Raw genomic sequence first — 18804 nt, forward strand, 5'->3', positions numbered from 1 at the left:
GTGGCACTCCCAACAGGAATCGAACCTGTATCTATCCCTTAGGAGGGGATTGTTCTATCCATTAAACTATGGGAGCTTACTATTTAAATTTTATTATAGTAACATAAATATGTCAATTAAAAAAGTAATTTTTTTACAAAATAAATAAAGATAGCATATGCTATCTTTATTATTGTTCAACATTCTTCTTTCTTCTTAATAATGTCACAACAGTTGCTAGTATAGGTACTGATAAAGCAATTGCCCCTGCTGACACTAACCATTCCATTGGTGGTATTCTTGTAAGTGTAAATATTTCTCTTCCTATTGGAGTAATAAATCCAAGAAGTATTATTCCCATCATTAACGTTACAAGAAGAACCTTAAATGGTGTTATAGGTAATGCTACTTTAAATAATATTACAAGACTTACTCCTGCAAGCATAAGCACTGAAAGTGTTCTTGCAAGCTCAAGTGATGCGCCTCCATATTTATAGGATATTACAAAAGTAGAGGATACAAATATTGCTATAAGCACACCATTTGGAATACTAGCAGTTAATATTCTCCCTAAGAAACCTTTTTTCACTCTTTCTTTATTTGGAAGCATTGCTAAAAATAATGCTGGTATTCCTATTGCACAACTTCCAATAAGTGAAAGTTGTATAGGTTGTATTGGAAATGGTAAAAGTAATATTGAGAACACAACAGCCAAAATTATTGAATAAGTTGTCTTTGTTAAGAACAACTGAGCAACTCTTTCTAAATTATTTATTTGTTGTCTTCCCTCAGCTACAACCTTTGGAAGTGCACTAAAATTTGACTTCATAAGAACTAATTGCGATACAGCTTTTGCTGCATCTGAACCATTTGCCATTGCAATTCCACAATCCGCTTCTTTAAGTGCTAATACATCATTAACACCATCACCCGTCATAGCTACAGTATGCTCATTTTCTTGAAGAGCAATTACTAAAGCTTTCTTTTGATGAGGTGTAACTCTTCCAAACACACTATATTTTTCAACTTCATTTTTAAGATCTTCCATATTATCCGGTAAATCTCTTGCATCTATATAATTCTCTGCACCTTCTACACCAGCTCTTTTAGCTACTGCAGAAACTGTAACTGGGTTATCTCCTGATATAACCTTTACTTTTACTCCTTCTTCCTTAAAAAATCTTAAAGTTTCTGGAGCATCTTCTCTTATTATATCTTCAATAAGAACTATAGCTACCTCATTTATATCTGATAATTTTTCATTCTTCAATGTTTTAATATTTGATTCCGCTAAAATTAAGACTCTTCTACCTTTTTTAGCTTCATCTTCAACTTGCTTTTTAACATTTGAATATTTATCTCCCATTACAATTTCAGGAGCTCCAAATACCCAAGTTCCTATATCTTTTGTAACTATCCCACCCCATTTTCTCTTTGATGAGAAAGGTACTTTTTCTACTATTTCAACATTTGAATCTTCTTTATATTTATCCAATATAGCTTGTTGAGTTGGATTTTTACTAGGAAGGTTATGTGAAATAGAAGCTAAAATATCATCTATATATTTATTATCATAATTTGATACATTTTTTACATCTATAAGCTTTAAAGCTCCTTCTGTAATTGTTCCTGTTTTATCTACACATAATACATCAACTCTTGCAAGAACTTCTGTTGCTGAAAGCTCTTGAACTAGTGTGTCATACTGAGAAAGCTTTATTATAGCAACTATAAACGTTGCACTTGTTAAAAGTACTAAACCTTCTGGAACCATTCCTATAATACCTGATACAGTACCTATAACAGCATCTTGCCAACTTGACTTTATAAATATAAGTTGAGTTGTTGCAAGTAATATACCAATAGGTATTATTAATATTAAAAGTACCTTAAGTATTTTATTTAATGAATTTTGAAGTTCTGAATTTGTTATTTTAAACTTTCTAGCTTCATCTGCAAGCTTTGATGAATATGTATTTGATCCAACTTTAGTTACCTTCATATAACCATCACCTGCAACTACAAAGCTTCCTGATAAAAGTTTACTATTACATCTTTTATGTATTGGATCTGATTCACCAGTAAGCATTGATTCATCAACTTCTAGTTCGTTACCTTTATATACTATACCATCTGCAAGTATTTGATCCCCAGTTTTTATGTATATAATATCATCCTTTACTATATCTTCTATACCTATTTTTTTAATTTTTCCATTTCTAATTGCCATACAATTTGCTTCACTTATAACCGATAATTTTTCAATTATATTTTTTGCTTTAACCTCTTGTATAACACCAATTAAACTATTTACAATTATTACTCCTGCAAATATAGCATTTTTAGGTGAACCTGCAATTATTACAGCTACTGCAAGAACTAGATTTAAAGCATTAAACATAGTAAAAAAGTTCGATCTTAAAATTTGCAAAAATGTTTTTGATGGAGCTTTTGGCAGTTTATTTACATCACCATTTAAAACTCTTTTTTGTACTTCTTCATCTGTTAATCCTTGTATATCTTCATACTCCACTTTATCTTCAACTCTCTTACATTCCATTATATAACTCCTTTATTAAGTTGTATTTTATATACAATTAGTTTAATTTACTAATCTTAATTTAATCTTAAATTTTTAAGAATATATAATAAACTTATCCTTAAATACTAATATAAAGTTTTTTATTATTACTATAATTCTTTTAAAATTTCATTTAATTTATCATACTTATAAAAACTAATATTTAAAATTCCATTATCTTTACATTTATTATAAAACTTCTTTGCATAAACCTCACCATCTAATTCACCTGTTACTATCCATTTTTGAATACTATTATCTAAATTCATTACTCTACTTACTACTTTATTTTTATCAAAACTCATATAAATTGGATTTTTTATTATATAAACATTAAATCCACGTTCTGAAAGTTTACTCATTCTAGGTATGTAAGAATTTATATCCTTATTATTTTTAGGATATATTATGTATCCTATAAGCCCATTTCTATTTTTAGGAGTTAAAACCACTCCATTATTAAAGTTACTAACAGATACAAATCTTTTATCCACAAAATTTTCTAAATATAATCTATCTGATTGTGAATAACTTATTTTTAAACATATGAAAATTCCTAAAAATAAAAAAATAATAATATTTATTATAAGAAAGCTCTTTAATTTTTTCATATATATCTCTCCTATCTTATTTATATTATTACCAATAAATTTATAAACTCTCTATTTTATTATCTATATTTTTAAATATATACATAAAAAAATCTTTAGTCCTTTAAAAGTTTTAAGAATTATAATATACTTCTCTTATGGGATTTATTTCTTATAAATGAAAAATTCAAGAGAGGATGGATATTATGCTAAGAACAATACTTTTCTATCCTGGAATAATACTTAGCTTAATTATTGCACCTTTAGCTTTAATTAAAATAAAATATTTAGAGCATAAAGGTAAAGATAAAGAAAGAACTGAAGCTATATTTAAAATAACTTCTTTTTGGGCAAAATATGTTATGTGGCTTAGTGGAGCTAAGGTTAAAGTCTTTGGAGAAGAGAATATTCCTAAAGATGAAGCTGTTTTATTTGTTGGAAATCATCAAAGCAATTTTGATATTCCACTTATAATGAGTAGTATTAAAGTTCCTAAAGGATTTATTGCAAAAAAAGAACTAGAAAAATGGCCAGGCATAAGTATGTGGATGAAATATATAAGATGTGTATTTATGGACAGAAGTAATATAAGAAAATCTGCAGAAGCAATAGTTCAAGGTATCCAAACTTTAAAATCTGGATATTCAATGGTAATCTTTCCTGAAGGTACTAGAAGTAAAGGGAAACCTGTTGCTGAATTTAAGGCTGGAAGCTTTAAATTAGCACTAAAATCAAAAGTTAAAATAATTCCATTTACAATTAATGGTTCATATAAACTTTTAGAAGCAAATGGAGGAAAAATAAAAGCTTGCCCGGTAGAAATATATATTCATAAACCTATTGATACAACTAAATTATCAAAAGAAGAAATAAGTGAATTACATACTACAGTTAGAAATATCGTAGTATCTGACCTACCAAAAGCACAACAATAAAAAGATGGACTTATTAATCCATCTTTTTTATTAATATTTTATTATATTGTTCACAATTTTTTTGTTAAATTTTTCATATTTATCATATATACTATAACTTATTCGTATGTTCATAAAAAAATTAAGATGGAGGTGTAATTTTTTATGAAAAAAATTCTTATAGGTTTACTTATTTTAGGTAATGTATTTGTAGTATCAGGTTGCAATAAAGGTTCAAATCAACTAAATCAGAATAATTCAACTACTCAAGTAGAAGAAGAATCTCCTAAAAGCGATAATCAAACTGTTGTAGATGAAAGTAAGCCTGATGATAAAACTACAAATAAAGAAGAATCAAATAAACATGAATCTATAAATAAAGATTCAATTAATGATAAATCTGAAACAGATTTAAATAACTCAAATGATACTTCTACTACAACTAACGAAAAAAATACAGAAAATAATGAGTCAAAAAATAATAAATTAAATAATAATACTTCTAATAAAGAAACTAATGATAAATTAACTTCTAAAAAAGAATCTGTTAAACAAGATCATAAAAATACTCCAAGCGACAATAAAGTTGTTGAAAATAGAGTAAAAGAAAAAACTAAGAATAATGAATCTACTCAAGATACTATGTCCCCTTATTACGGAACATGGTCAATAGATAAGGTAATTGGTCACACTTTATATTCAACAAACAATACAAGTCCGTTAAATAAAACATTAGTTATTTCTAAAAATAAATATGTTAATAATGCATTTAATGTTAAAATTGATAAACCAAAATATTTAATAACAAAATTATCCGAAAAGGACTTTTGCAGAGGTTATAAAATGGACTCTCTTAAAGGAACTGGGCTTAATGAAGGTCCTATTACAGCATTAGATATTACAAGTTCAACTGATCCAAATAGTGACTTTGATGAACTTTATATTCAAAATGGATATCTAATATATTTACAAGACGGAGTTTTCTTTAAATGTAGTAAACGCTAGAAAATAGTATCGACAATGTCGATACTATTTTTTTATTAATATCTATATTTACTTTTCTCATATTTCTTATATTTAATAATTAAAGTATCACTTATCAAATTGAATATAAATCTTTATAAACACATTATATATTATCCAATTTAAATAAAATTTGTTATATAATATAAAATATAGATTTAATTTGAATATATGTATTTAATTTTCATAAAGATTAAAGAAAGTCAATATCAATATTAAAAAATAACAAGTTTTTAAAATGTAAATTTATTACATTTAAATATTTTTTTCACTTTCTTAATTTCTTCATTTTTATTAGTTTTTCATTGTATTTTTACAAATTTAATATTATTTTTATCCATCTGTTTAATAAACATATGTCCCTCTATTTTAAAATCTTTCTCCCTGTGTTTTATTTATTTCTTCATCTATGTTATTTACTTAACTTTTCTTATTAATTGCTGTACAATATAGAAGTTGTTTTAATATTTTAATAAAAGGTGGTATATTTTATGACTATGCAAAAGCTTTTAAGTAAAACTAGACAAGCTATTAATGATTTTGAACTTATTCAAAATGGAGATAAAATTGCTGTTGGTCTTTCTGGAGGGAAAGATAGTTTAACTTTATTGCATATATTGAAAAACTATCAAAGATTTTCTCCTGAAAAGTTTGATTTAATAGCTATAACATTAAATCCTGGAAATGTTGATAACGCTCCGCTTCATGAGCTTTGCAAATCTTTAGGTATTGAATTTCATGAGATAAAAACTAATATAGCTGAAATTGTATTTGATATAAGAAAAGAGAAAAACCCTTGCTCTTTATGTGCTAATTTAAGACGTGGCGCTTTAAATGATAATGCTAGACGCCTAGGCTGCAATAAAATAGCTCTTGGACATCATAAAGATGATGCACTCGAAACTTTTATGCTTTCTATATTTTACGAAGGAAGAATTAATTGTTTTTCCCCAAAAAGCACTATGGAGAAATATGATGTAACTCTTATAAGACCTATGGTTTATATAGAAGAATCTATGATAAAAAAGGCTGTTCGTGAATATAATTATCCTGTTATAACTAATCCTTGTCCAGCTGATGGTAAAACTAAAAGAGAAGATTTAAAAAATCTTATAAGAAATATGAACAAAGATATCCCTGGACTTAAAAAAAGTTTATTTAGTGCATTAAATAACTCTGAACAATTGTTTATATGGGATAAAAATGAAATTAGGAGGATGTAATATTGTATAAATCAATTAATAATAAAGGAAAAGCTATTCTATTTATGTTGTTAGCTTCCTTCTTTTTTACTACTATGAATATGTTTGGTAAACTAGCTTCTGGCATAACCCCTTACCAAAAAACATTCATAACTAATGCTGTTGCAACTATAGTTGTGTGTATAATTATTAGCAAAAGGAAAGCATCATTTTTAGGAAATAAAGAAAATAGAAAATATCTTTTTTTAAGAGGAATTATGGGTACTATATCAATATGCGCATTTTATTTTTCACTAGATTATTTATTATTATCTGATGCTACTATGTTAAATAAATTAAGTCCATTTTTTGCTATAATTTTTTCTTTTCTTTATCTTAAAGAAAAAATTACTGCTAAACAATTATTTTTACTTATTTTAGCTTTTAGTGGTAGCTTATTTGTAATAAAACCACATTTTAGTTCTTCAATAATCCCTTCATTAATGGGTATAATTGCTGCAGCAACTGCTGGACTTGCTTACACTATGATTAGAGTTATTGGAGATAAAGAAGATTTCTTTACTGTTATTCTTTCATTTACAGGTATTGCAACAATAGTATGTTTTCCATTTATGTTTATTAATAATTCAGGTTTTACTAAAAATAATATTTTATATATGATACTTGCAGGAATTTGTTTTATATTAGGACAAGTTTTTCTAACCTTAGCTTATAGAAATGCTCCTGCATCTGAAATATCTATGTTTGATTATGCAGGCCTTATAATAGCTGCTGCTTATGGATTTATATTATTTAGTGAAATACCAGATATTTTATCAATAATAGGTTACTTAATAATAATAATTTCATCATTTTTTAATATATTAGCTAAAAAAACCTCATAAAAAAACTCTCATACAACGCTATTTGTATGAGAGTTTTTTATAAATAATATAGATTTTATATAATTATATTTCTCTAAAAGTGAATTTGTACTAACAATAATGCTGATGCAAATACAGCTATAATAATCATCAATGGCATTATAAACTTAAGCCATTTATTATACGTAACATCTACCATAGCTAATGTTGCAAGTATAAGCCCAGTTGGTGTAATAAATGCTATAAGTCCTTGACCAAATTGATATGAACTTACTATTGCATCTCTTGGAAGTCCTACAGTATCTGCAAGTGGTGCCATAATAGGTATAGCAAGAACTGCAAGTCCTGATGATGATGGGATAAAGAATCCTAATATAATAAATATTATAAGCATTAATATTATAAATATAGATCCATTCATACCCTTAACTCCATTTGAGAAGAAGTTAAGTAAAGTATCTGAAATTTGACCATTTTCAAGAACCAAATTTATAGATCTAGCAACTCCAATTATAAGTGCAACTCCAACAAGATCTCCTGCTCCAGATATAAAATTATCTACAAATTCTTTTTCACTTAATGTTGATATAAATCCAAGTATTATAGAAACAACTAAAAATAAAGCTGTCATTTCTATAAATCCCCAATGTTTAGCTGAAACTCCATATATCATAACCACAAAAGATAATGCAAATATTATAAGCATTAATTTTAATCTAAAAGTAAATTCAGGGACATTTTCATCATCTTCTTTTAAATATTTAGCTTCTATTTCTGCTTTTTGATCATATATAATTGACTTAGTAGGATCTTTTTTTACATTATTTGCATATCTAACAATATAAACTATAGTTATTATTGTTGCTATTATAAGTCCTGTAAATCTAAAATTTAATCCCTCTGTAAAATTAATACCTGCTGCATTTGAAGCTATTACAGATGAAAAAGGATTTACTGTTGAGAACATTGTACCAATTGATGACCCCATATATATACTAGCAATACAAACAAGTGCATCGTAACCTGCTGCTAAAAATACTGGTATTAATATTGGGTAAAGAGCTATAGTCTCTTCTGCCATTCCAAAGGTAGTACCACCAGCTGATATTAATATAGTAAATAATATTATAAGTAAGTATTCTTTTCCTTTAGTGGCCTTTGAAAGACTTGCTATACCTGCATTAAAAGCACCTGTAGCATTTAATATACCAATAATTCCTCCTATAACTAGCACAAATAGTATAATATCAACAGTATCATAAGTACCTTGTATTGGTGCCTCAACTATTTCTTTAATTCCCTGTGGTTTTTGTTGAACCCTTTCATATGTGCCTGGAATAGCAATAGGCTTATTAATACTTTCATCTTTAAATTTATCTATACTTATTTTTATTCCTAGTTTACTTAATGTTTCTTGAGTTGCCGGTTCTGAATGTGCATCTCCATTTGGCATAGTAACGCTGAAATTATTATCATCCTTATTATATGTTAGTTTTGCATAAGATCCAGCTGGAACTATATAAGTTAAGATAGCTGAAATTATTAAAACTATAAATAAAACTGTAAAGGCTGTAGGGAAGCTTAACTTTTTCTTTTGCTTTGTCATAACATCTCCTCCTTTGTATAATAATAAATAATATATTTTTTAACAATTATATCAAAAATTTGTTTATAACTAATGAACAAACAAATAACATTCAGAATGTTTATGCACAAATATTTGAATAATTATTAAAGATTTAGGAGGTATTTTTATGAAAGAAATTGTATTAGCTGGTGGTTGTTTTTGGGGTGTTGAGGAGTTTTTATCTAGAATAAATGGTGTAATAAAAACAGAGGTTGGTTATGCAAATGGAAATACATTAAATCCAACATATGAAGATGTATGTTATAAAAATACTTACTTTGCTGAAGTTTGTAAGGTTACATATGATGAAAATACTTTATCACTACAAAATCTTCTTAAAAAATTTTTTACTATAATAAATCCAACTTCATTAAATAGACAAGGAAATGATGTTGGTAGTCAATATAGAACTGGCATATATTATTTAGATGAAAAAGATATTCCAATAATTCAATCAATAAAAAAAGAAGAACAAACTAAATATTCTAAAACCATAGTTACTGAAGTTAAACCATTAAGAAATTATTATAAAGCTGAAGATTATCATCAAAATTATTTAAAGAAAAACCCAAATGGATATTGCCATATAAAATTAGATTAAAAAAAGGCATATACAATTTATTGTATATGCCTTTTTAATATAAACATTTTATAGTCTAGATAATTTTTCACCCATAATTACACCCATAGCTGAAGCCATCATAAGACCTCTAGTCCAACCACTAGAATCTCCTAGACAGTGAAGCCCCTTAATATTTGTCTCAAAGTTTTCATCAATTATTACCTTATTACTATAAAATTTTATCTCCGGTCCATAAAGTAATGTTTCCTCACTTGCAAAGCCTGGAACTACAACATTTAATGACTCTATAAAATTAATTATATTAGTCATTGTTCTATATGGTATAGCTGATGTTAAGTCACCTGCAACCGCATCTGGTAGTGTATACTTTACATTTGATCTATCTAATTCATTTGGCCAAGTTCTCTTTCCTGCTAATATATCTCCATATCTTTGAACTAATATACTTCCATTACCTAGCATATTTACAAGTTCAGCAACCTTTTTCCCATATTCAATTGGTTGATTAAATGGTTCTTCAAAATTATGTGAACTAAGTATTGCAAGATTTGTATTATTTGATTTTTTATCTTTATAGGAATGTCCATTAACTATAGCTAAATTATTATCGTAATTTTCTTGTGATACAAAACCTCCTGGATTTTGACAGAATGTTCTAACCTTGTCCTTAAATGGTGCTGGATATCCTATAAGCTTTGATTCATAAAGAACCTCATTTACCTCTTCCATTACTTCATTTCTAAGTTCAACACGAACCCCAATATCTACTGTGCCAGCCTTATGGTTTATTTTATGCTCTATACACATATCTTTAAGCCAATCAGCACCCTTTCTTCCTGTTGCAACAACAACCCTATCTGCAAATATATTTTCATCTTTTTTCTTAGTTAAAGAATCAGTTACATTAACCCCTTTAATTTTTCCTGACTCTATAATTAGATTTTTAACTTGTGTATCAAATCTAATTTCAATTTCATTTTTAATTAAATATTCTTGTAATCTTAAATATATCTTTTGTGCTTTTTCCGTTCCTAAATGTCTTATAGGACAATCAACAAGCTTTAAATTTCCCTCTATTGCCTTTTTTCTTATTTTTTTAATTCCCTCTGGATTATTTACACCTTCTACTTTATTATCTGCCCCAAATTCTAAATATATTTTATCAGTATAATCTATATATTTCTGAACTAAATTGCCCCCTATAAGCTCAGGTAAATCTCCTCCAACCTCATAATTTAGTGATAGTTTTCCATCTGAAAATGCTCCTGCTCCAGAAAAACCTGTTGTTATATGACAATAAGGCTTACATGAAACACACTTATTAGTTTTTTCTTTAGGACAACTTCTTTTATCTATACTTCTACCTGCTTCTATCAATAATATTTTTTTATTATGTTCCCTTTTATTTAGTTCTAAAGCAGTAAATATCCCTGCAGGACCTGCTCCAACTATAACCACATCATACTTCATAAAACTACTTCCCTCCATAATTAAAGAAATATATTGTTTTCCTATAGCCAATAGCTCTTTACGGTAGCTTGGTAGAAACATCTCACCATATTAGAGATTTATATAGGACTTAATATTCGGATTTTTAATATATTTAATCCTTACATCTGAATTGTAATCTATATCAATATTAAAATCAAGTATTTTTACGAATTTTATTTTTTTATACAAAAACATCATTCGTATATTTAAAATATTATTTCTTTTCTCATTAATTAATCTATATAAATAAAAAAGAGTTGCTTTTAAAGCAACTCCATATTTCTATTTAAATTGTAATTTTTCAATTAATGGCATAATATATTGTTTCGAATCTGAAGGAACTTTTCTTATTTCTAATTCAATTCCTCTGTCATTTAAATTTTTAAATGCCTCAACATCAACATTATCTACTGAAACTGCATTTTTTATTTGTTTCTTTCCTTTTTTAAACGACATTCCACCGATATTTACACTCTTAATATCAACACCTTGTTCTATCATTTTTACTACATCTGTTGGATTTGTAAAAAGTAATAAAACTTTATCCTTAATGTGTTTAGAATTATTATAAACTTTTATTGCTTTATCTATGCCCAAAACATATGATCTTACTCCAGGAGGTGCAACTTGTGTTAATAATGTCTTTCTAATTTCATTGTTTGCAACTTCATCATTACAAACTATTATACTTTGACATCCAGTTTCCTTACTCCAAACCGTAGCTACTTGACCGTGTATTAATCTATCATCTATTCTTGCTAAAACTATTTTCATTATAAATCATCCTCCAGCCACTTTTGTATTATTTATATAATCAACCTTAAATTTCATATTCACAGTTTTTATGTTAAGTAATCTTTTTAAACTTTTAAAAAATCGTATTTTGAAAAATTTTCATCCTTTCCTAAAATAACACGAATCATACCTATCCCTCTTTTCTTTAGTTATAATTTACATATCTTATATTTAAAAGGCAATTTTCATGCCAAGGTTGTGTATTAAATAATTAATTTTAACTATAAATTATTAATTACTTTATAGGAGATAAGTTTTAAAAATTTTTATTAATACAATTTATTTTATTTTTGATACTCTTTTAATTGTATATTAATATACTTTTTAATAATTCGTATAAATTTTAATACTATAGTAAAAGTATTTCTGCTAAATAATATATTTCATCATCACTTAGCTGCAAATTTAAAGTTTCCTTAAACATATATGTTGCTTGTTTTATTCCATTAACTATACTTTCATCAAGATTTTCTTTATCATATGAATATTTAAGTTGATCATTAGTTAATACTCTTTCTAAAGCACAGGCTGTATGAAGTACTATTCTAACCTTCATAGAATTTGTAAAATCTCTATGTGTTATTTCTTCTAATATATTTGTAAATTCTAGCAATAAATTATTTATTTTATCAGGGTTTAAATATGTCATTGTTTCTTTTAAGCTATCATAACAAAGATTACTTAATACAATATCTTCTTGTATTTCATCATCTAATAATAAGCTTTCACCCTTGAATATTCTTTCTATAATTTTTTCGCCCTTACCTGATATAAGACTTTCAAGAGATATAAACGGTATATTAAGCTTTGGATCTATACTTCCTACTATTGATAAAACCTTATTATTTTTTCTTATTTCTTTTATCTTTTCTTTACAGTTTTTAATTCCTATTGGTATAACCTCAACATTTTCATCTGATATATTCTTTACTATATCAACAACTAATTCTTTAAGTTTAATTGCAGCTCCTTTTCCACTAGAGCATACTGTTATTATTACGCCCTTATTTCTACTTGTACTATCATTTTCTTTTTTATTAATGCTGTATCCCTTAAATTCTTTTAAGTATTGATATAACCCTTCTAAATCAACATCATTTAATGATGATTTTCTAGCAGCTTCTAATACAGTAGGTGTTGATACCATATCAAGTGTTCTTATTTTTATACCAGTTTCCTCATATATTATATTACCAAAACTATTTAATGAACCCATATCAACAAGAAGCATTACACCTCTTCCTCTATCTATTTGTTTTACCTTCTGAGTAACAAATTCTAAGGTTTCCTTAGGGCTTATCTCAAGAGGCATATCAACTGCCACTATATTATCACTATCAAATAATTTAACAGCTACATTAACCATACTACTTGCAGTACTACTTCCATGTGTTGCAACAACTACTCCAACCTTTTTATTTGTATCATTATCTTCTATTGATGTTAATAATATTGTTATGTATATAGCCTCACCTTTTGGAATTTGTGTATTAAAATATTTTTCAGCTTTTTTACATATTTCTTCTGCAACTTTATATTCTTTAGGATATTCTTTTATTATATCTTGCATTTCTTCATAATCTGGTTCTATATGTTGATTTAATCTATTGAAAAAAGCACTCATATGTAAGCTTATTGCATATAAAAATCTATCATTGTAATTTCTTCCAAGCCTTTCTTCAGCTAAGGCTTTAATTTCTTGAGAGAAATTTATTATTTTTTCATCAACAATTTTTAATAAACCTTCTCTTGAATATTTATCATTTTTGATCCTATCATAAAAACATTTTATATGTACTGTTATATCTGTAGTTATAAATTTATTTATAGCCTCTTCATCCATACCTTCTTCTCTTAAAATTGAGGCTTTATCTTCTATTATCTTATAAAGATTAAATGGCGGATCATAATTACTTTCGCCTTCTAATAATATTGCATTTTTATCTGGATTTATAACTAATTCAGATGAAACTAAATTTATTATCTCTTCTTTTTCTTTCATTCCTGAACTTATTCCAAGAAGTCCACTTTGAATATTATTTGGCATCATTTTTAAATTTATATCAATATAGTTTTCCCCATTAATACTGTTTAAAAATCCCTTAGCACATAGTAATTGTATATTTGATTTTAATTGTCCTATGTTACCAAAAGTAGTACTTCCTATAAGAGCCTTAATAGCTTCTACTGATATTTTTATTGGTTTATTCACCCTTACAGCTTCATTATGGAAAAGATGTTTTATAATATCTATTTTATCTGCAACTGATCTTTCTTCAAAACTAGGAATTCTAATTGTTATAGGTATTCTTCTAACAAAAGTGCTAAGTAACGCTGAGTTTGGATCTTCAGTCGTAGCACCAATAATTAATACATTTGCTTTTCTTTTTCTTTCTGTTTCACCTAATTTATTAAATGTTCCTGTATCCATAAAATAAAATATCATTTCCTGACCTTCTGGTGGTAATCTATGTATTTCATCTAAAAATAATATACCTCCATTAGCTTTTTCAACAATACCCTCTTTATCAGAATCTGCTCCAGTAAATGCACCTTTAACATGTCCAAATATATATGATAAAAGAAGTTGTGGATTATTATAATAATCTGCACAGTTAAATACTATAAAAGGAGAATTTTCATCTAACTTTCCAATATATTTTGCATAACTATACATTATGTTTGCAAATAAACTTTTTCCTACTCCCGTTGGCCCTACTATTAAAGTATGTAACCCATTTGGTGGATACATAATTGCAGCTTTAGCTTGTTCTACTTGTGTTTTTAAACTAGTATCACTTCCTATTAAATAATCAAAAGGAGACTTTTCTTTTGTTTCTTCTATTGGTTTTATTAATGATTCTATGTCTTCTATTTCTGTCACTTCATTCGAAAGTATTACATTAAATAATTCTTCAAATATTTTTCTGTCAAAATATCTTACAGGTCTACATTTAATTTTAATTGCTCTCTTATCTCTACAAAGATCATTAAGTTCTTTACTTACGTTATTTCTAAGTATTCCAAGTTCATTACCAATTTCCTGAGCACTTACCCCCATACACTTATCTAAGTTCTCTCTTGAATAACTTGAACAAACCTTATTTAAGTAATTATAAACCTTTTCTATTCTCTTCAAATTTATAGTCCACCTTTCTTATAAATTCATATACTGTGATTGTAAACCTTACAATACTTCTATTTCAATTTAATTGACTACTATACTAATATTTTAACGATTTGTTAACAACTTGTCTTTATATTATATAAAAAATATATAAAAAACTATATTAAAACTTAATTTATATAAATAAATTTTAAGCTTTAATATAGTTTTAAATAATCTATTTTTTAAAATTGATAACTTCAACATTATCTATTATTGCTATCTTTCCAGTCTTTATCATAGAAGAAGCTATTTCTAATATTTTTTCTACCTTATCCTCTCTTGCAACAATCTCTATAACTATTGGTAGTTTTCTTGAAAGAACTTCTAAAAAGTCTGAATGAATTTTTTTATCTTCACCAAAACCTTCAATTCCTCTTATTATTGTTGCACCTGATACTCCACTCTCTTTAAGCTTATCAATAATTGCTGTATAAAGTGGCTCTCCTTTATATTTATCATCTCCTTGAATGAAAATTTTTATTAATTTACCAGTACTTATTTCTTTCATCCTAGCACACTCCTTTTAATCCAAACTTATACTAATAACTTAGCAATAGACATTCCTATAGCAACTCCAATAAAACTAAATACAATATTTAACCCTAAATTTAATACGCCTAACATATATTCTCCTGAATTTAACATACTAACTGTTTCATATGAAAATGTTGAGAAAGTTGTAAGACCACCCATCATACCTGTTGTTAAAAATAATTTAATATTAGGGGATATTATGGCTGTATCTAAGCTAAGTCGCATCACAAGTCCTATTATAATTGCACCTAAAATATTTGCTATTAAAGTACCATACGGGAAATTTGGACCAAATATTTTTGCAGCATTTATTGATATTAAATATCTAAGAGCTGCGCCTATAAATCCTCCACAACCAACTATAAATATAAGTTGAATCTTTTGCATTTTATTCACCTCATTCTACTATATTTATTATAACCAACAAAAAAGCTAATGCCCCTACAGATATATATAAGAATCCCTAATCTGTAGGAGTCATTAGCTAATTAAAGCGGTTAAAGGTTAACTCCATAACCTATAATTACATCTAAATATAATTATATTATATTGTCTATCAACTATTATTTCAATTTAAGTTTCTGTTAATACTACTCTTCTCCGTAAAACATCTTCATATCATCTTCTACATTTGTTATTCCACCTATTCCAAAGTTTTCAACTAAAACTTTAGCTACATTTGGTGAAAGGAATGCAGGTAATGTTGGTCCTAAATGGATGTTTTTAACTCCTAAATGTAATAATGATAATAATACTATTACAGCTTTTTGTTCATACCATGCTATATTGTAGCTTATTGGTAATTCATTCACATCATCTAATCCAAATACTTCTGCAAGTTTAAGTGCTATTACAACTAATGAATATGAATCATTACATTGTCCAGCATCTAATACTCTTGGAATTCCATTTATATCTCCAAGTGGTAACTTATTATATTTATATTTTGCACAACCAGCAGTTAATATTACAGCATCTTTTGGTAACTTTTGTGCAAATTCTGTATAGTAATTTCTTGATTTTGCTCTACCATCACATCCTGCCATTACAAAGAATCTCTTTATAGCACCTGATTTAACTGCATCAACTACTTGGTCAGCTAATGCTAAAACTTGATTATGAGCAAATCCCCCAACTATTTCTCCCTTTTCTATTTCTGTTGGAGCTTCACATTTTTTAGCTAATTCTATAATTGTTGAGAAATCTTTATATCCATTCTCATCAGCTTCTATATGTTTGCAACCTTCATATCCAACTGCACCTGTTGTAAATATTCTATCTCTATATGAATCTTGAACTGGTGTAATACAGTTAGTAGTCATAAGAATTGGTCCATTAAATGATGCAAACTCTTTGTTTTGTAACCACCAAGCATTTCCATAGTTTCCTGCAAAATTTTCATACTTTTTAAATTCTGGATAGTATTGCCCAGCAAGCATTTCACCGTGAGTATATACATCTACTCCTGTTCCTTGTGTTTGCTCAAGTAACATTTCTAAATCTTTTAAATCATGTCCTGAAATTAATATACCAGGATTTTTTCTAACTCCAATATCAACTTTAGTTACTTCAGGATGTCCATAAGTTCCTGTATTCGCTGCATCTAAAAGTGCCATCCCATCAACACCAAATTTACCTGTTTCTAAAGCTAAAGCTGTTAATTCATCAACTGTTAAACTATCATTTAAAGTTTGAACTAAAGCTCTTGCCATAAATTCGTGAATTTCTTCTTTATCATAACCTAAGTTCATAGCATGTTTCATATATGCTGACATACCTTTTAAACCATAAATTATAAGTTCTCTTAAACTTCTTATATCTTCATTTTCAGTTGATAATACTCCAACTCTTGATGCTTTTTCCATCATTTTTTCTTCAGTTTCTTCTTTCCAAGTTGCACAACCATAGAAATCATCTCCTACTGGATTTCCGCCTGCCGCTTGTACTTTTTCTTTTAATTCATCTCTTAAAGATAAGGTTTCTTTAACTCTTTTTTCAATAGCTTTAAAATCAAAGTTAGCATTAGTTATTGTTATAAATAAGTTTTCAACTATGTATTTATTTATTTCATTACTTACAATTCCAACTTTTCTTCCTTCATGAGCTACTGTAGCTAGTCCTTTTGTTACATAAACTAAAAGATCTTGAATCTTTGCTACATCTTCAGTTTTTCCACAAACCCCTCTTATTGTACATCCCTTACAGCCTGCTGTTTCTTGGCATTGAAAACAAAACATTGACATATTATTTCCTCCTATTTATCTTAATTGTTTTATATTTAATATTGATTTTAAAAAATTATTTTATAGATGATATTTATTTTTTCTTTTTTCTTTTTAAAATATACAAATTATATAATTAATTTTTTCTATCTCTCTGACAATATTGAGTATACTACTCAGATTTTTTTTATTCTGTAACATTAGTTACAAGAAAAAAATATTTTTAATGAATATCATTATTACTAACTTTAAATAATTCTTCTTTTCTTTTCATTTCAAATCTTCTTATACTTTTTAAGAATCTACATTTTAATATTCTAAAATTACTTAAATCATTTATATAAAAATTAAAATATTTACTTTTAAACAATGCTTTATATAATTTCTTATAAAAATATTCTCATAAAAATAAAAAGCAATATAATAATATAAAATTTATTTTTTAAATTTATATTATTATATTGCCTATAAAATTTTAATTATTTTGATAGTTTACTGAATATCTTTCAATCTATTAATATCTTTTATTATTATTTTTTTATTCCCCTCAATTTCAATTATATTCTTATATTCAAACTTTGATAATTTTCTACTTATAGTTTCCCTAGTAACACCACAATAATTTGCCATATCTTCTCTTCCTAAAGGTAACTCAATAATAATCTTATTATCAATTTTTTCTCCATATTTATTTATTAACTGAACAAGCATATTTGCTATTCTTGAATCAATGTCTTTTGTTGCAAGTAATTTAACCAAATTTTCTGTTTCTGATAACTTTTTTGTTAAAGATCTTAAAATTTTAATAGCTATACTTACATCTTTCCTTATAATATTTTCTAAATTTTCTTTTGACAAAATAAATATTTTAGAGTTTTTAATAACTGTTGCTGTAAAATCACTTATTATATTATTAAAAAGATTTGTTTCACCAAAAAAATCTCCTTGATTTAGCACATATATTATTTGTTCTTTACCATCTGTTGTCATTTTTGAAATTTTTATTTGTCCACTTATAATAAAAAATAAACTTTCACAAACTTTACCCTCTATACAAAGAACATCACCTTTTATATATTCTTTTTTATTTAATAATTTAATTATTTTTTTTATTTCATAATCTGATAAATCAGAAAATATAGATATATTTTTAGCACAAATAAAACTTATTTCTTTATTATATTTACATAGATTTTTCATAGCGTCCTTCTTTCTTAAATTAATAAAGTAT

The 18804-nt window shown here is 26.6% G+C and carries 16 protein-coding genes, 1 tRNA gene and 2 riboswitches; of the genes, 5 read left to right on the forward strand and 12 right to left on the reverse strand.

What is annotated here, in order from left to right; translation table 11 throughout:
• Nucleotide 1: 1 nt before the first annotated feature.
• The 3 genes from Q4E08_RS08780 to Q4E08_RS08790 form a co-directional block, all read right to left on the reverse strand.
• Nucleotides 2–76: transfer RNA gene (locus tag Q4E08_RS08780), tRNA-Arg, on the reverse strand.
• A 93-nt stretch (nucleotides 77–169) separates the two neighbouring features.
• Nucleotides 170–2539 carry a cation-translocating P-type ATPase gene (locus Q4E08_RS08785; RefSeq protein ID WP_303130252.1) on the reverse strand — a complete coding sequence of 790 codons (2370 nt, stop codon included), beginning with the start codon at nucleotides 2537–2539 and terminating at the stop codon, nucleotides 170–172.
• 131 nt (nucleotides 2540–2670) lie between these two features.
• Entirely contained in the window at nucleotides 2671–3171 is a 501-nt protein-coding gene (locus Q4E08_RS08790; RefSeq protein WP_303130253.1) for an alpha/beta hydrolase, read from the reverse strand.
• A 185-nt stretch (nucleotides 3172–3356) separates the two neighbouring features.
• Between Q4E08_RS08790 and Q4E08_RS08795 the strand changes: the two genes are divergently transcribed.
• The 4 genes from Q4E08_RS08795 to Q4E08_RS08810 all read left to right on the forward strand — a co-directional run bounded on the left by Q4E08_RS08795 (nucleotide 3357) and on the right by Q4E08_RS08810 (nucleotide 7173).
• Entirely contained in the window at nucleotides 3357–4085 is a 729-nt protein-coding gene (locus Q4E08_RS08795) for a 1-acyl-sn-glycerol-3-phosphate acyltransferase (protein WP_303130254.1), read from the forward strand.
• 144 nt (nucleotides 4086–4229) lie between these two features.
• Nucleotides 4230–5069, forward strand: coding sequence for a hypothetical protein (locus tag Q4E08_RS08800; protein WP_303130257.1), 840 nt, complete (start codon nucleotides 4230–4232; stop codon nucleotides 5067–5069).
• Nucleotides 5070–5584: 515 nt separating this feature from the next.
• Nucleotides 5585–6310, forward strand: a complete 726-nt coding sequence (locus Q4E08_RS08805; RefSeq protein WP_303130277.1) for an ATP-binding protein — start codon at nucleotides 5585–5587, stop codon at nucleotides 6308–6310.
• A gap of 14 nt (nucleotides 6311–6324) precedes the next feature.
• On the forward strand, nucleotides 6325–7173 hold the full coding sequence (locus Q4E08_RS08810; RefSeq protein WP_303130278.1) for a DMT family transporter: 849 nt from the start codon (nucleotides 6325–6327) through the stop codon (nucleotides 7171–7173).
• Nucleotides 7174–7246: 73 nt separating this feature from the next.
• Here the strand turns inward: Q4E08_RS08810 and Q4E08_RS08815 are convergent, their stop codons facing one another.
• Nucleotides 7247–8758 carry a YfcC family protein gene (locus tag Q4E08_RS08815; RefSeq protein ID WP_303130259.1) on the reverse strand — a complete coding sequence of 504 codons (1512 nt, stop codon included), beginning with the start codon at nucleotides 8756–8758 and terminating at the stop codon, nucleotides 7247–7249.
• A gap of 148 nt (nucleotides 8759–8906) precedes the next feature.
• On the opposite strand from Q4E08_RS08815, the gene msrA reads away from it, so the two are divergent.
• Nucleotides 8907–9380, forward strand: a complete 474-nt coding sequence (gene msrA, locus Q4E08_RS08820) for a peptide-methionine (S)-S-oxide reductase MsrA (protein ID WP_303130260.1) — start codon at nucleotides 8907–8909, stop codon at nucleotides 9378–9380.
• Nucleotides 9381–9428: 48 nt separating this feature from the next.
• Here msrA and Q4E08_RS08825 read toward each other — a convergent pair whose 3' ends face one another.
• The 8 genes from Q4E08_RS08825 to Q4E08_RS08860 all read right to left on the reverse strand — a co-directional run bounded on the left by Q4E08_RS08825 (nucleotide 9429) and on the right by Q4E08_RS08860 (nucleotide 18773).
• On the reverse strand, nucleotides 9429–10832 hold the full coding sequence (locus tag Q4E08_RS08825; protein WP_303130262.1) for an NAD(P)/FAD-dependent oxidoreductase: 1404 nt from the start codon (nucleotides 10830–10832) through the stop codon (nucleotides 9429–9431).
• A 24-nt stretch (nucleotides 10833–10856) separates the two neighbouring features.
• Nucleotides 10857–10958: riboswitch (purine riboswitch) on the reverse strand.
• A gap of 177 nt (nucleotides 10959–11135) precedes the next feature.
• On the reverse strand, nucleotides 11136–11627 hold the full coding sequence (locus Q4E08_RS08830; protein WP_287565452.1) for a mannose/fructose/sorbose PTS transporter subunit IIB: 492 nt from the start codon (nucleotides 11625–11627) through the stop codon (nucleotides 11136–11138).
• Nucleotides 11628–11997: 370 nt separating this feature from the next.
• A complete protein-coding gene (locus tag Q4E08_RS08835) occupies nucleotides 11998–14787 on the reverse strand; it encodes a sigma 54-interacting transcriptional regulator (protein WP_287565454.1) in 2790 nt (929 codons plus the stop codon).
• 205 nt (nucleotides 14788–14992) lie between these two features.
• Nucleotides 14993–15325, reverse strand: coding sequence for a DUF190 domain-containing protein (locus tag Q4E08_RS08840; protein WP_303130266.1), 333 nt, complete (start codon nucleotides 15323–15325; stop codon nucleotides 14993–14995).
• Nucleotides 15326–15351: 26 nt separating this feature from the next.
• A complete protein-coding gene (gene crcB / locus Q4E08_RS08845) occupies nucleotides 15352–15738 on the reverse strand; it encodes a fluoride efflux transporter CrcB (protein WP_303130267.1) in 387 nt (128 codons plus the stop codon).
• A 77-nt stretch (nucleotides 15739–15815) separates the two neighbouring features.
• A riboswitch (Fluoride riboswitch) is annotated at nucleotides 15816–15878 on the reverse strand.
• Nucleotides 15879–15941: 63 nt separating this feature from the next.
• Nucleotides 15942–17594 (reverse strand): hydroxylamine reductase, encoded by a 1653-nt coding sequence (gene hcp / locus Q4E08_RS08850; RefSeq protein WP_303130269.1) that lies wholly within the window; start codon nucleotides 17592–17594, stop codon nucleotides 15942–15944.
• A 202-nt stretch (nucleotides 17595–17796) separates the two neighbouring features.
• The gene (locus Q4E08_RS08855; protein ID WP_303130271.1) at nucleotides 17797–17943 is read right to left on the reverse strand and encodes a hypothetical protein; all 147 of its coding nucleotides are present in this window, start codon (nucleotides 17941–17943) and stop codon (nucleotides 17797–17799) included.
• Between the two features lie 122 nt (nucleotides 17944–18065).
• Nucleotides 18066–18773: a Crp/Fnr family transcriptional regulator gene (locus tag Q4E08_RS08860; RefSeq protein ID WP_303130281.1), complete on the reverse strand. Its 708-nt coding sequence runs from the start codon at nucleotides 18771–18773 to the stop codon at nucleotides 18066–18068.
• Between the last annotated feature and the right edge of the window lie 31 nt (nucleotides 18774–18804).

Source organism: Clostridium sp., from assembly GCF_030532265.1.
In the GTDB taxonomy this organism is placed as follows: Bacteria; Bacillota; Clostridia; order Clostridiales; family Clostridiaceae; genus Clostridium.

What these genes read in the sequence shown, in the direction of transcription:
- Q4E08_RS08785 (WP_303130252.1), bottom strand. Translation starts at nt 2,539, where the DNA reads ATGGAATGTAAGAGAGTTGAAGATAAAGTGGAGTATGAAGATATACAA.
- Q4E08_RS08790 (WP_303130253.1), bottom strand. Translation starts at nt 3,171, where the DNA reads ATGAAAAAATTAAAGAGCTTTCTTATAATAAATATTATTATTTTTTTA.
- Q4E08_RS08795 (WP_303130254.1), top strand. Translation starts at nt 3,357, where the DNA reads ATGCTAAGAACAATACTTTTCTATCCTGGAATAATACTTAGCTTAATT.
- Q4E08_RS08800 (WP_303130257.1), top strand. Translation starts at nt 4,230, where the DNA reads ATGAAAAAAATTCTTATAGGTTTACTTATTTTAGGTAATGTATTTGTA.
- Q4E08_RS08805 (WP_303130277.1), top strand. Translation starts at nt 5,585, where the DNA reads ATGCAAAAGCTTTTAAGTAAAACTAGACAAGCTATTAATGATTTTGAA.
- Q4E08_RS08815 (WP_303130259.1), bottom strand. Translation starts at nt 8,758, where the DNA reads ATGACAAAGCAAAAGAAAAAGTTAAGCTTCCCTACAGCCTTTACAGTT.
- msrA (WP_303130260.1), top strand. Translation starts at nt 8,907, where the DNA reads ATGAAAGAAATTGTATTAGCTGGTGGTTGTTTTTGGGGTGTTGAGGAG.
- Q4E08_RS08825 (WP_303130262.1), bottom strand. Translation starts at nt 10,832, where the DNA reads ATGAAGTATGATGTGGTTATAGTTGGAGCAGGTCCTGCAGGGATATTT.
- Q4E08_RS08830 (WP_287565452.1), bottom strand. Translation starts at nt 11,627, where the DNA reads ATGAAAATAGTTTTAGCAAGAATAGATGATAGATTAATACACGGTCAA.
- Q4E08_RS08840 (WP_303130266.1), bottom strand. Translation starts at nt 15,325, where the DNA reads ATGAAAGAAATAAGTACTGGTAAATTAATAAAAATTTTCATTCAAGGA.
- crcB (WP_303130267.1), bottom strand. Translation starts at nt 15,738, where the DNA reads ATGCAAAAGATTCAACTTATATTTATAGTTGGTTGTGGAGGATTTATA.
- hcp (WP_303130269.1), bottom strand. Translation starts at nt 17,594, where the DNA reads ATGTCAATGTTTTGTTTTCAATGCCAAGAAACAGCAGGCTGTAAGGGA.
- Q4E08_RS08860 (WP_303130281.1), bottom strand. Translation starts at nt 18,773, where the DNA reads ATGAAAAATCTATGTAAATATAATAAAGAAATAAGTTTTATTTGTGCT.